The sequence below is a fragment of the Acetivibrio sp. MSJd-27 genome, from assembly GCF_018918095.1.
GTDB lineage: Bacteria > Bacillota > Clostridia > UMGS1840 > HGM11507 > HGM11507.
In genome coordinates, this window is record NZ_JAHLPV010000001.1 from 1 (window position 1) to 11,975 (window position 11,975).

General features: G+C 42.3%; 13 protein-coding genes and 1 tRNA gene. 1 reads left to right on the forward strand and 13 read right to left on the reverse strand.

From position 1 onward, the window contains the following. The 13 genes from KQI32_RS00005 to KQI32_RS00065 form a co-directional block, all read right to left on the reverse strand. Positions 1-269: transposase (locus KQI32_RS00005; protein WP_216423449.1), on the reverse strand; the 269-nt coding region annotated here is incomplete at its 3' end. Between the two features lie 241 nt (positions 270-510). Continuing rightward, positions 511-1,242 carry a spore cortex-lytic enzyme gene (gene sleB / locus KQI32_RS00010; RefSeq protein ID WP_177691620.1) on the reverse strand — a complete coding sequence of 244 codons (732 nt, stop codon included), beginning with the start codon at positions 1,240-1,242 and terminating at the stop codon, positions 511-513. A 304-nt stretch (positions 1,243-1,546) separates the two neighbouring features. Next, positions 1,547-2,197, reverse strand: a complete 651-nt coding sequence (locus tag KQI32_RS00015) for a sigma factor-like helix-turn-helix DNA-binding protein (protein WP_216423450.1) — start codon at positions 2,195-2,197, stop codon at positions 1,547-1,549. 261 nt (positions 2,198-2,458) lie between these two features. Then, a complete protein-coding gene (locus KQI32_RS00020; protein ID WP_177691622.1) occupies positions 2,459-2,821 on the reverse strand; it encodes a helix-turn-helix domain-containing protein in 363 nt (120 codons plus the stop codon). 507 nt (positions 2,822-3,328) lie between these two features. Beyond that, complete coding sequence (locus tag KQI32_RS00025) at positions 3,329-4,600, reverse strand: methionine gamma-lyase family protein (protein ID WP_216423451.1); 1,272 nt, start codon at positions 4,598-4,600, stop codon at positions 3,329-3,331. After that, positions 4,597-5,025 (reverse strand): ACT domain-containing protein, encoded by a 429-nt coding sequence (locus KQI32_RS00030; RefSeq protein ID WP_177691624.1) that lies wholly within the window; start codon positions 5,023-5,025, stop codon positions 4,597-4,599. Before KQI32_RS00030 ends, KQI32_RS00025 begins: the two co-directional genes overlap by 4 nt. 50 nt (positions 5,026-5,075) lie before the next feature. After that, entirely contained in the window at positions 5,076-5,654 is a 579-nt protein-coding gene (locus tag KQI32_RS00035; protein ID WP_374197049.1) for an indolepyruvate oxidoreductase subunit beta, read from the reverse strand. Between the two features lie 4 nt (positions 5,655-5,658). After that, positions 5,659-7,389: an indolepyruvate ferredoxin oxidoreductase subunit alpha gene (gene iorA / locus KQI32_RS00040; protein WP_216423452.1), complete on the reverse strand. Its 1,731-nt coding sequence runs from the start codon at positions 7,387-7,389 to the stop codon at positions 5,659-5,661. Between the two features lie 47 nt (positions 7,390-7,436). Then, on the reverse strand, positions 7,437-8,717 hold the full coding sequence (locus KQI32_RS00045) for a phenylacetate--CoA ligase family protein (RefSeq protein ID WP_216423599.1): 1,281 nt from the start codon (positions 8,715-8,717) through the stop codon (positions 7,437-7,439). A 142-nt stretch (positions 8,718-8,859) separates the two neighbouring features. Continuing rightward, a complete protein-coding gene (locus tag KQI32_RS00050) occupies positions 8,860-10,182 on the reverse strand; it encodes a glycosyltransferase family 39 protein (protein WP_216423453.1) in 1,323 nt (440 codons plus the stop codon). A 142-nt stretch (positions 10,183-10,324) separates the two neighbouring features. Further along, the gene (locus KQI32_RS00055) at positions 10,325-10,675 is read right to left on the reverse strand and encodes an EamA family transporter (protein ID WP_177691628.1); all 351 of its coding nucleotides are present in this window, start codon (positions 10,673-10,675) and stop codon (positions 10,325-10,327) included. Next, entirely contained in the window at positions 10,662-11,024 is a 363-nt protein-coding gene (locus KQI32_RS00060; RefSeq protein ID WP_177691629.1) for a DUF2304 domain-containing protein, read from the reverse strand. Before KQI32_RS00060 ends, KQI32_RS00055 begins: the two co-directional genes overlap by 14 nt. Positions 11,025-11,027: 3 nt before the next feature. After that, the gene (locus KQI32_RS00065; protein WP_177691630.1) at positions 11,028-11,720 is read right to left on the reverse strand and encodes a glycosyltransferase family 2 protein; all 693 of its coding nucleotides are present in this window, start codon (positions 11,718-11,720) and stop codon (positions 11,028-11,030) included. 148 nt (positions 11,721-11,868) lie between these two features. On the opposite strand from KQI32_RS00065, the gene KQI32_RS00070 reads away from it, so the two are divergent. Next, positions 11,869-11,945 (forward strand) — tRNA-Val (locus KQI32_RS00070). The last annotated feature ends 30 nt before the right edge of the window (positions 11,946-11,975 follow it).

The window sequence follows — 11,975 nt, forward strand, 5'->3', positions numbered from 1 at the left end:
TATGCGATGTTCATGCCAATCTCCTGCATGGTACGGCGCAGCGAGGGGATGCCGTACAGGTGCTGGATGAACACAATTTTGAACAATACCACCGGGTCAATGCTGGGACGGCCGTTGTCGCGGCTGTAAAGCGCATCCACCAAGTCGTACAGATGCGTAAAATCCACCGCGCTGTCAATCTGCCGCAGCAGATGCTCCGATGGAACCAGCTCCTCCAAACATAGGATTTCTACTACATTTCTGCGCAATTCCTGCTCTTTTGCTAGCACACGCCGTCCCTCCCCAGTCTTTTCTTATCTTTATTTTACCACACATACGCAAAAAAGCCCAGTGTATACTGGACTTTTTCGACAGGCTGTAACTTAAAATTGTTTTGAACAATTTTAAGTTATTTTATATAAAAACAGCTAGCGATGGAAACGTTCCTTTGCTATGCTGTTTTTTTTGGGGTAATCATTAGGGGGCCGAACCCCATATGGGGTTCGGCCCCCTAATGATTAAACAACTTTTTTATTGATGATACCTTGCAAACCGATGATTTCCGATATCCCTTACCACCGGAAGGGAATGCATAAATGCGTTGCTGGTCTTTTTCGGATTAAAAAAATAGACGCTTCCATAACAAGGATCCCAGCCGTTCATTGCATCTTTTGCCGCTTTTTTTGCGGAATCGGTAGGTTGCATGTTGATCTGCCCGTCCAAAACCGAAGAAAATGCGTAAGGCTGATAGATAACTCCCGCAATGGTATTTGGAAAAGAGGGATGCTTTACACGGTTTAAAATAACAGCAGCCACCGCAACTTGTCCCTCATAGGGTTCCCCCCTTGCCTCGGCGCTGACACATCTGGCCAGAATGTCCAAATCAGCTGTGCTGGAACCCGTGCCGGAGCTCGTATAAATTCCCAGCGCTTTTAGCGTTTCCGGCCCCGCTTTTCCATCTACCCTCAATTTTTTCTGCTGCTGGAACCGAATGACGGCTTTTTCTGTTTTTACTCCGTAGACACCATCAATTTTATCCCAGAAGAAGCCCAGTTCTGTCAGTTTTTGCTGAATCTTCCGAACCTCTTCCCCTTTCGAGCCATATTGTGAGAAGGTTTCCTCTGAAACCGGAGGATGAAAAGCGGAAAAAATGATTCCTGCGCTTAGAAGAAGGCAGCAAGCGATTGAAAAGAATCGAATTTGTTTTTTTCTCTTCTGCGCATATTCCTCTCTGATATCCTCTAAATACTTTTTATATTTCATCAAAAATCACCCTCTTTTCTTTGATGCTATTAGCTTCCGACAAAAGAGGGTGATTTATACATTCCTTTTTTATTATTCCATTAGAATGATGCCTTTTTTATTTCGTACAAATAAAGAAAAAAGCAAATTATTTGCATCGAAAACAGAAATATTTCAGAGACAAGCAACGCATGATAATAGACCTATGAAAAAACTCATTCAAGTTCCCTTTGTATCATATCCCGCAAAATACCTTTTGTATGAATCAAAGCAGTATTTACCCAATTGCGAAAACCAAAGCAATACATTTTTTGAGCTATATCAATTAATGCTGCACGGCCAATATTAGGAATGCAGGAGAGTTCGTTAAAACTGGTATAGCGCATATTTCACCGCATTTGAATATTCCTTCCGCTACAAGCGCGTTGTATGTCCGTGACGAGAAAGGTATTTCTACAATATTGAATGGAGTAGATTCGAAATCTTTTTTTGCTATGGAGACGTCTTTCCTCTGTGTCTCTTTCATTAAATTTTGCAATGAAGAAACTGGTTTTCTATTTTCATTCTTCATGGCTTCCATCATAGCGTCTTGTTCTTCAATCTTAGCTTTTTGATCCATAATGGTTTTTTTCTGTTCGTCAATGACAGCATTTTTTTCTTTCAGCATACTTCTGAGATTATCGCATTTTTCAACAATCTGTGAAACACTCATACAAATACTGGGCGATAAATGGCGCAGTTTTCGCATTGCCATCTGAATGATATACCGCGCCCTTTCCGTACAAACTCCGCCTATGTTTTGCCCCACCAATTTGTAAGTCATCCCTTCACGATAACGCAGTTCCAAAGCGAGCTGCTCCCGTTCAGACAAAGTATGCAAAGCCTCTTGTATGCCTGGTATATAAAGGTCACCGTTGTCATTATCAAGATTCCATGTGGCACAATAAACGCGGGACATATACTCCATATCCGTCATTAAAATCACTCCGTTTCCTTTATATGATTTTATTTATTTTGTTTTTATATGGAATTCATGGCGGTGCGTGTCATTTTATTTTGCCATGATTATCATTTATTGCAGATGAAACGGTCAAATTCTGTATGACTTTCTAACAACAAAGAATATTCTGAATTAACAATTTTCACAAACTATGTAACCAGAGAATATTAGTCTAAGCATTGACATAGCATAAATTCGTAGTTTTCATTGCCTTTGATTTTTATACAAATAAAAACTTTAGAAATCATAATTTTTCATTGTTTTTAAGTTTTCTAATAACATCTTTTTTTTATTATCGGTTATATTTTGTGTAAGCAAATTTAGTTGATTTAGAAAATCGTCCTCTGTATTCTTTGCATTGCCGATTAAATCATATAGCGTTATATCTAATGCAATCGCAATTTGAACATAGACATGTAAGCGTCCTTTATAATGATTATTTTCAAGGCGAGAAAGATATTTTGTTGATATGTGACTTTTTTCAGCTAACTGCGCTTGCGTAAGTTCCGCTTTTTCTCGATATTTTCTAATATTTGAATTAACAATAGAATAATCAACAAAATTGTCGTAATACTCATCTGCAATTATTGTTTTTTTCAAAAAAACCACCTGCTTTACTCGTCAGCTATTTGTTTTTTATTTTAGCAAAGTCTTTACCATAAATAAACTAAGCAGGCTATGAATATTTATCTGCGTATTGGCAGATAATAGGCAATAGTATGAAATAATACAAAGAGCAATTATAAAGACTAATTATTTTAGAACCAATATATAATTGATTATGCAGTTGTTAATGCAAACATTTAAAAAAATCTATTTCGCCTTGAAAATAATTATTATAACGGTCATTTGCATATCTATGTTCAAATTGCCGTGGCATTAAATATCACCATATACGATTTAATCGGGAATACAATTGATACAGAACATGATTTCGCAAATCAAATCGAATTACTTACGCGGGACATGACGGAAAATCAAAAAGATGCGATCTTTGAAAGTATTAAGTTGATAAAAAAATATAATTTTTAAATAAGAAACAAATAAAACCGTGATACAGCCTCCAAGTGAGTTGTATCACGGTTTTTCATTTTTCGTAACGATTAATTAGAGCAAATTTTGTTTTATCATATTGTCTACGGCCAGCATGACTCCCATCTTTCCATAGGTATATGTCACGCCGCCCTGCATATAGGCTACGTAAGGATCCTTCATCGGCGCATCCGCAGACAATTCAATTGATGAACCCTGCACAAAAGCGCCTGCCGCCATGATGACCGGATCACCATATCCCGGCATATCCCAAGGCTCCGGCACGACAAAGGAATCGATTGCGGCGCCTTTTTGGATTCCCTGGCAAAACGCTACCACCAATCTCGGATCGCCGAAACGAATCGCTTCAATAATACAGGAGCGTTTCTCACCGATTGCCGGTGACGTCTGAAAACCAAGTTCCGCAAAAACATAGGCAGCCAGAACAGCTGTTTTGACCGCTTGGCAAACAATGTGGGGTGCAAGATAAATTCCCTGGAACATACTGCGGTTCAAATCAAAAGTTGCGCCGCACTCCTTGCCAATTCCAACGGCATTGAGCTTATAGGAACACAGCTCTACGTATTCCCGCTTTCCGGCAATATAGCCGCCGGTCAACGCGAGAGAACCACCCGGATTTTTGATTAAGGAACCTGCCATTAAATCAGCCCCCACCTGGGTTGGCTCTATCACATCCACAAATTCGCCATAACAGTTGTCCACAATGACAATGACATCCTGCTTTTTCCGCTTTACCGCGGTGACAATATCGCCGATTTCCTCCACAGAAAGAGATTTCCGGAAATCGTAGCCCTTGGAGCGCTGAATGATAACCGCTTTCACACTTTCATCCAAGCAATTCAAAATGCCGTCTATATCCGGTTTATTGTCCCTTAAATCGACTTGACGGTATGAGATCCCAAAATCTTTCAGAGAACCATTTCCCTCTCCGCGGATTCCAATGGTTTCCTCCAGTGTATCATAGGGTTTTCCCGTTGCGGCAAGCAATGTATCTCCCGGACGCAGTACGCCGAACAGACAGAGGGAAAGCGCATGGGTTCCTGAAATGATATTATGCCGTACAAGCGCATCCTCGGCACCAAAAATATCGGCATAGAGCCGGTCGAGTGTCTCCCGTCCTGCGTCATCATAGCCATAACCGGTACTTCCTATGAAATGTGTTTCGGAAATTTTATTTTTCTGAAAGGCCTGAAGTACTTTCAGCTGATTGTATTCTGCAATCTCTTCCGCCTGTTTCATTTCATCTTTTGCTTTTTTTTCTGCCAGACATACCAAATCGACGGTCCTGCCGTCGATTTGGAACAGCTTTTTATATTCCTTTTTCATATCGCATAAAACTCTTCTTCTGATAATAGTTCAATTCCGCCGCCGCTTAATACCTTGCAGGCATTTTCGTGATCTTCTGTTCGCAGGACTAAAATGGCATTCAACCCTTTTTCCTTGTTTACGGCATATAAGTACTCTACAGACACTTCCGCGTCATTTAACAGTTGAAATGCCTGTGCCATAGCTCCCGGCTTATCCGCGATGCGCATGGCGATCACTTCCGTCAGCTCCACTACAAAACTGTTTTCCTTCAAAACCTTGACGGTTTCATACGGGTCGTTTACGATGAGCCTCAAAATACCAAAATCCGTTGTATCGGCAAGGGAAATTCCATTGATATTGATGCCGGTTTTTGCCAGTGTGTTGGAAACTTCAAAAAGCCTTCCTTTTGCATTTTCCAGAAATACAGATACCTGTTTTACCATCTTTCCGACCTCCTGATTTGATTATTTGTTTTTACAGCTTGTTTTCCTATTTATTTATGATGATAGCCCGCCTGGAAAGCTTTGATATTGATATCAACAAACTTTTCCGGCACAGTCTTTTTGATTGCTTCCGTCCATTCTTCCTCCGAAAATTCCATATCCTGCGCCATCACACCGATAAGCACCACGTTAACCGCTTTTGCATTTCCTGCTTCAACGGCAAGCTTTAAGGCGTCCAGTTCAATGAAGGAATCCGTGTATTTCTTTAGTTTGGCTGAAATATCAGCCGGATATTCCGCTGCGCCCGTGATAACCGGCATCGGCTCCATCCTCTGGCTGTTCATGATCATTTTTCCGTTTTCTTTTAAATAAGGTACCCAGCGGTATGCTTCCAGCTGTTCAAAGGCAAGAATAATATCCGCCTCGCCCATCGTGACAATTGGGGAGTGAACTTTTTCTCCGAATCTTACATAGGTAACAACACTGCCGCCTCGCTGCGCCATGCCGTGCACCTCAGAAACCTTTAAGTCATATCCTTTCGTAACGATCAGATTTCCAAGAATCCTGCTGGCAAGCAAGGTTCCCTGTCCGCCAACGCCAACTATCATAATTGATTTCGTCATAGCCATCCTCCTACTTCTCCACCTTAATTGCGCCGAACTTACAAACATTTGCACATAAGCCGCAATTATTGCACAAGGTCTTGTTGATTTCCATCTTTTTACCCTTCATCGTGATGGCAGGACAGCCCAGTCTCATACACATTTTACAGCCGGTACATTTATCCTGATCAACTGTGACATTCTGATCATACTTCACATTTTTCAGCAGAGCGCAGGGACGCCTTGCGATAATAACCGAAGGTTCATCGACCGCGGTTTCCTCTTTGACCGCTTTTTCGCATGCCTCCAAATCAAAGGGATCTACAACACGGATACGGTTGATCCCAACTGCCTGCACCAGCTTTTCCAAATTGACGCTGACGGTCGGATCTCCCTTTAACGTATAACCGGTTGTCGGGTTTTGCTGATGGCCCGTCATTCCCGTAATCGAATTATCCAGAATAATAACGGTGGAAGCCCCTTGATTATATGCGATATCAATCAAACCGGTTATCCCGGAATGAATGAAAGTGGAGTCGCCAATTACCGCAACCGTCTTTTTCGCCATTTCCTTGTTCGCCTTGTAAATGCCGTGGGAACCGCTGACAGACGCCCCCATACACACACAGATATCAATGGAAGAAAGGGGAGCCATAGCCCCCAACGTGTAACAGCCAATGTCTCCGCTGACATGCAGCTTCAGCCTGTTTAAAGTATAGAAGATTCCCCGATGCGGACATCCAGGGCAAAGGACTGGAGGACGGACCGGAATCGTTTCTTCCAGCAGTTTCAATTTAGGAGTAACTCCCAGGATCTTTTCCCGAATAATCGCTACATTTAACTCGCCTTGGAGGGAGAAGATATCTTTGCCATGAACGTTTAAAATACCGATTTTTTTCACAAACGTTTCAATAAAATCATCTAACTCTTCAATTACATACAACGTTTCCACATTTTCCGCAAATTCCCGAATCATTTTTTCCGGAAGAGGATGGATCATGCCGAGTTTTAAGAATGATGCATCCGGCAGCGCTTCCTTTGCGTATTCATAAGAGATACCGGAGGTGATCACTCCAATTTTCCTATCATTGTATTCAACGGTGTTCACTTTGGCTGTCTCTGCATACTCAGCCAGACTGGCCATTCTGTCCTCTACTACGATATGGCGCTTTTTGGCCATACCGGGCATCATGACATATTTATTTACATCTTTTTCATAGGGCTTGTTTTCCAGCTCATTTCTGTCACAAATTTCTACCAGACTCTGAGAATGGGAAACTCTTGTGGAAAGCCGCAGCAAAAACGGTGTATCGAACTGTTCCGAAAGCGCAAAGGCTAGCTTTGTAAAATCTTTTGCCTCCTGCGAATCGGAAGGTTCCAGCATTGGAACTTTCGAAGCCTTGGCATAATTTCTGGAATCCTGTTCATTCTGAGAGGAATGCATTCCCGGATCATCCGCAACTGCGATAACCATCCCCGCATTCACGCCTGTATAGGAAGCCGTAAACAATGGATCTGCGGCAACATTCAGACCGACATGCTTCATCGCTGTAAAGCTTCTGGCACCTGCAATACATGCACCTACCGCAACCTCTGTCGCAACCTTTTCATTGGATGCCCATTCTGCATCAATCTCGTTATACTTCGCGGCAAATTCCGTGATCTCCGTGCTCGGGGTTCCCGGATAACTGGATACCACTTTCACACCGGCCTCATAGAGCCCTCTGGCAACCGCCTCATTGCCTAACATTAATTTTTTCATACTTAAGATACCTCTATTATTTTCTTAATAAATATTTTATCATAATTTTACTGATTCCGCAAGTCGACAACCCTTTTTGCTTTTCCTTGGGAGCGCTCAATTGTGTTTGGGTTAACCAGCTTGATTTTTACATCGATCCCCACCACGGTCCGAATTTTATGTTTGATGCTGCGCTCCAATGCGACCAGTTCCTTATAGTTATTCAGAAGAGAACCGTCAACAAGCTCCAGAACAACCTCCAAAGCGTCAAAGTATCCTTCCTTGGTAACAATCAGCTGATAATGGGGACTGATGCCTGAAGTTCCGGTAATCGCGCTTTCAATCTGTGAGGGAAAGACATTCACGCCCTTGATGATCAGCATGTCATCACTTCTTCCCTGCATTTTGTGGAAACGCAGGGTCGTGCGTCCGCACTCGCAGGGTTCGTCGATAATATATGTAATATCCTTTGTACGGTAACGAAGCAGCGGGATCCCCTCCTTGCAGATGGTTGTCACAACAACTTCACCCTTTTCTCCGTAAGGAAGCACTTCCCCCGTTGCAGGATCAATAATCTCCGGAATAAAAAGCTCCTCATTGATATGCATCCCCTTTTTATAGATGCATTCACCAGCCACACCAGGACCGACAAGCTCACTCATGCCGTAATTTTCCGTTGCAAGGATACCCCACCGTTTTTCCAGTTCCGCACGCATCTCTTCCGTAGAAGCCTCGGCTCCAAAGAATCCAAGTCTCAGTTTCAAATCCTCTTTCTTTATTCCCATCTGCTCAGCCACTTCCGCCATATGGATCGCATAGGACGGCGTACCGACCAGCGCTGTCGTCCCGAAATCCTTCATCAGCATAATTTGTTTCTCCGTGTTGCCGCTTGAAGTCGGCACAACCGTAGCGCCCACATTTTCAATGCCATAATGCAGGCCAAATGCACCAGTAAACAGTCCGTAACCGAAAGAAACCTGAACAATATCTTCATCGGTAAGACCCGCAGCAACCAGCAGTCTTGCCATCGCCTCGGCCCACATATTCAAATCGTTTCTGGTATAACCTACCACAGTAGGCTTTCCCGTTGTTCCGCTGGATGCATGCAACCGCACGATCTCCTTCATCGGCGCAGCGAAAAGCCCATAGGGATAATGGTCGCGGATGTCCGCTTTCGTCGTAAAGGGAATTTCTTTCAAATCATCCAGTGAAGTAAATTTTTCCGGCGTCATTCCCACGCTGTCCAGTCTCTCTTTATAAAAAGGCACATTGTGGTAACAGCGCTCCACCGTTTTTTTCAGCCGTTCCAGCTGAATTTTCTTCAAATCCTCACGATCGATCCGTTCCATCTTCTCATTAAAATAATTCACTTTTCTTCCTCCTCATCCTACTTTGCCGGCGGCATACGTTTTTCTTTGATGTCCATGCCCCGGCTCCTTCTGTTTCTATTTTAACAATATTTGAATCATAAATCAATAGCTTTTCATCTGTTCAATCAACCTCAGATTTTCTCTGCTTTTCCACAAGAGATACTGCTCCATGTCCCGTCTGATAAACCAAATAAGCGGCATACAAAATAATAAACGGCATAATCGGATAGACATATCTTGCAAAGCAGTAAAACGGCAAATGGGATACATTAAAATATACAATGGAGAGGAACATCATCCAAAAATAAGGCTTCTTCTGTTTCCGGCGCAATACAGCAAACAGCAAAAATCCAACCGTACCCGCCAGCAGCAGAATCCAATGATAGACTACATTCTGCCGTAAGGTAAACCCAAAAAGTTCCTTCCACAAAAACGGCTGTTTGAAGTTTTCATATGTTTTTCCCAAAGTATACCATTTTATATATTTCCCTGGTTCTTTGGTCATTACCTCCCGGAAACGGATGTTTACCATTTCCCGCTCTACTGCGTCCGTGACAATCTCGTCCTTCCCAAATAGCTCCAAGTCGATATCCGGCCGTGTTTCCTTTATGATATTATGATAGTCGATTCCTTCGGTTTCCTTAACGCTTTGATCATAGTTGATAAAAGCGCCCTGCAGCATTGGATTTCCACTCGCCAGAGTAAGCGGGATAAAACGGTCGAACAGCATATAATTCCGTACCCACCACGGCGTCAGCATTGCGCAGACAATCAGAATGACAGGGATACCGAATCGAAACATTTCCTTTACTTTATATTTTTTCATCAGCCAGATGCAAAAAATGACTGCAGGAAACGGCAGTATAGTAGGCCGGAACAGAACCATAATCCCTAAAATAATACCTCCCCAGACATAATATCTCATCTGCTTTTTTTCGATGGCATACATTGCGATGTAAAACAACAGCATAAACATTGCAGCGAAAATCGTTTCTGTCATAAGCAGATTTGTCACATAAATATTGGGCAGATATAAAATCATCAGCACCAAGCCGATCAAGCCGACCTTTGCATTGAATATTTTCCGGGCAATTAAAAAGAAAACATACAGACTGAATGTCATGAGCAAGCCCTGAAAAATTTTGAAAGGCAGGATAGGATACTGACCGAAAAACTTTACAAATACAGCCAAAACAGCCGTTAAACCGGGCATGATAAAAACCGTATCCTTATCCGGATAACGGTAAGTGAAATGGCCTGTATCCAAAAGGGTCCAAGCGCTTCTCAAATATTTTACATCATCATTGTCCATCTTATCAAAGCTGCCCAACAGTGTACTGTCTCCATATATCAGATAGCTGGAGATACACATGGCAAAAAAGACTGCCAAAAGAACAATCAAAGTAATCTTTATCCATCTTTTTTCTTCTGTTATGCGAAACATTGTCTGCCTCCTTTTTATGAATGACTGCTGAACACCCCAAAAATTCTGCCGTTGTGCAATATCTGCGGCTGTTAAAAATCTCCAAGTTGTTCCGCCGCAAGAATGATTGCATGTTTTCACAAAGCCGTTTGTTCCATAGACATTATTTTAATGCCACAAATCCTGCGCCGATCACAATCAGACTGATTCCGATCCAGCGCGTAGGCGGTATGATTTCCTTAAAAATAAACATTCCCACAAATGCCGCCAAAACATAACAGAGGCTTTGGATGGGATAAGCCATGGAAAGATTAACGCGGGTCAGCACATAAAACCAGATCACGGTTGCCACAACATAGATAATCAGCCCAATAAAGACATAGGGCTGAAAGATTATTTTAAATATATTTTCCAGCGAAAAAGAAACTTTCGACAATCCTATTTTAAACAGGGTCTGCCCCGTCACCAGCAAAATGATGTTCGTAAAAATCAAGCCAAAATCAACGATCTTCATGCGAACGATCCTCCTCATATTTTTCAAGTTTTTCTTTCAGGATTGCAACCTCCTGATTCAAACGTGTCACCCGTTTCGTGATATTGGTGATAAAAACTGCAAGGTAGACAATCACGGAAAGAATGAATACCAGCGCAAAAGCAAACAGCAAAGCCGGCGCATAATAAACACCGAGCAGTTTTGCCGCTTCCTCCACCCAGTCCACATTAAAGCTGATAACCATCAGTACAACGCTCAGCAGGATAAAAAAGATACAATAACGGAAATCCAGCCTTCTGCTTTTAAAAAAATACAGTGTGATGATCAAGAATATAACCGAGACCAAAAAGGAAACCATATAAATTGACATCGTTTACACTCCTTTCAGATCCTGCAAAAGCAGGCAAAAGGTTACTTTTATCATATAGTAAACAGACTTCAGCGGGGTGATGGAAGATTTGCCCGTTTTCCTCTCATTCATCAGGGTGGGAATCTCTTTGATTTTCATTCCATGCCGTTTCAGATACACAATTGTTTCGGGTTCGGGATAGTCGCTTGGATAATACTTAGCGAACAGTTCCATCACCTTTCGGTTTACCGCCCGGTATCCCGATGTGGTATCCGTAAATTTTTCTCCGGTTAAAAGGGAAATCAGCTTTGAGAAAAAAAGGATTCCTAGTTTCCGAAAAAAGCTGGGCTTATAGTCTGACTTTTCCACAAAACGGGATCCAATTACCATATCGGCCTCCCCGTTCTGCAATTTACTTAGTAAATTAGGCAAATCAACCGGATCGTGCTGGCCGTCCCCATCAATCTGTACCACTGCGTCATACCCATGATATACTGCATAGAGATAACCAGTCTGGACTGCCCCTCCAATCCCTACATTCAGAGGCAGGTTGATAACAATCGCCCCGGCACGGCGCGCCTCTTCGCTGGTGCGGTCTTCCGAGCCGTCATTGACTACTACAACATCTATCTTCATTCCACAGTTTTGTACTCTTTTCACTACCTTATATATACTTTTTTCTTCATTATAAGCCGGTATTACTACCATTGACTTCATAAATTTCATTCTCCTTTGTATGTCACTAAATATATATATTATCATATTCCCAGTATTTTCTCAAGAAATTAATGATTTTTCTCGGATAAAATATTTTTTATTCCCCCTTGACGAATCTAATGTTTCGTACTATAATAAAGATATATTTGGAGGCATAGCTCAGCCGGTTAGAGCACTTGCTTCACATGTAAGGGGTCGTAGGTTCGAGTCCTACTGTCTCCACCAATTTAAAGCCTGCGACCATATAGGTTGCGG

What these genes read in the sequence shown, in the direction of transcription:
- sleB (WP_177691620.1), bottom strand. Translation starts at nt 1,242, where the DNA reads ATGAAATATAAAAAGTATTTAGAGGATATCAGAGAGGAATATGCGCAG.
- KQI32_RS00045 (WP_216423599.1), bottom strand. Translation starts at nt 8,717, where the DNA reads ATGGAACGGATCGATCGTGAGGATTTGAAGAAAATTCAGCTGGAACGG.
- KQI32_RS00015 (WP_216423450.1), bottom strand. Translation starts at nt 2,197, where the DNA reads ATGACGGATATGGAGTATATGTCCCGCGTTTATTGTGCCACATGGAAT.
- KQI32_RS00060 (WP_177691629.1), bottom strand. Translation starts at nt 11,024, where the DNA reads ATGTCAATTTATATGGTTTCCTTTTTGGTCTCGGTTATATTCTTGATC.
- KQI32_RS00065 (WP_177691630.1), bottom strand. Translation starts at nt 11,720, where the DNA reads ATGAAGTCAATGGTAGTAATACCGGCTTATAATGAAGAAAAAAGTATA.
- KQI32_RS00025 (WP_216423451.1), bottom strand. Translation starts at nt 4,600, where the DNA reads ATGAAAAAGGAATATAAAAAGCTGTTCCAAATCGACGGCAGGACCGTC.
- KQI32_RS00050 (WP_216423453.1), bottom strand. Translation starts at nt 10,182, where the DNA reads ATGTTTCGCATAACAGAAGAAAAAAGATGGATAAAGATTACTTTGATT.
- KQI32_RS00030 (WP_177691624.1), bottom strand. Translation starts at nt 5,025, where the DNA reads ATGGTAAAACAGGTATCTGTATTTCTGGAAAATGCAAAAGGAAGGCTT.
- KQI32_RS00055 (WP_177691628.1), bottom strand. Translation starts at nt 10,675, where the DNA reads ATGAAGATCGTTGATTTTGGCTTGATTTTTACGAACATCATTTTGCTG.
- iorA (WP_216423452.1), bottom strand. Translation starts at nt 7,389, where the DNA reads ATGAAAAAATTAATGTTAGGCAATGAGGCGGTTGCCAGAGGGCTCTAT.
- KQI32_RS00035 (WP_374197049.1), bottom strand. Translation starts at nt 5,654, where the DNA reads ATGGCTATGACGAAATCAATTATGATAGTTGGCGTTGGCGGACAGGGA.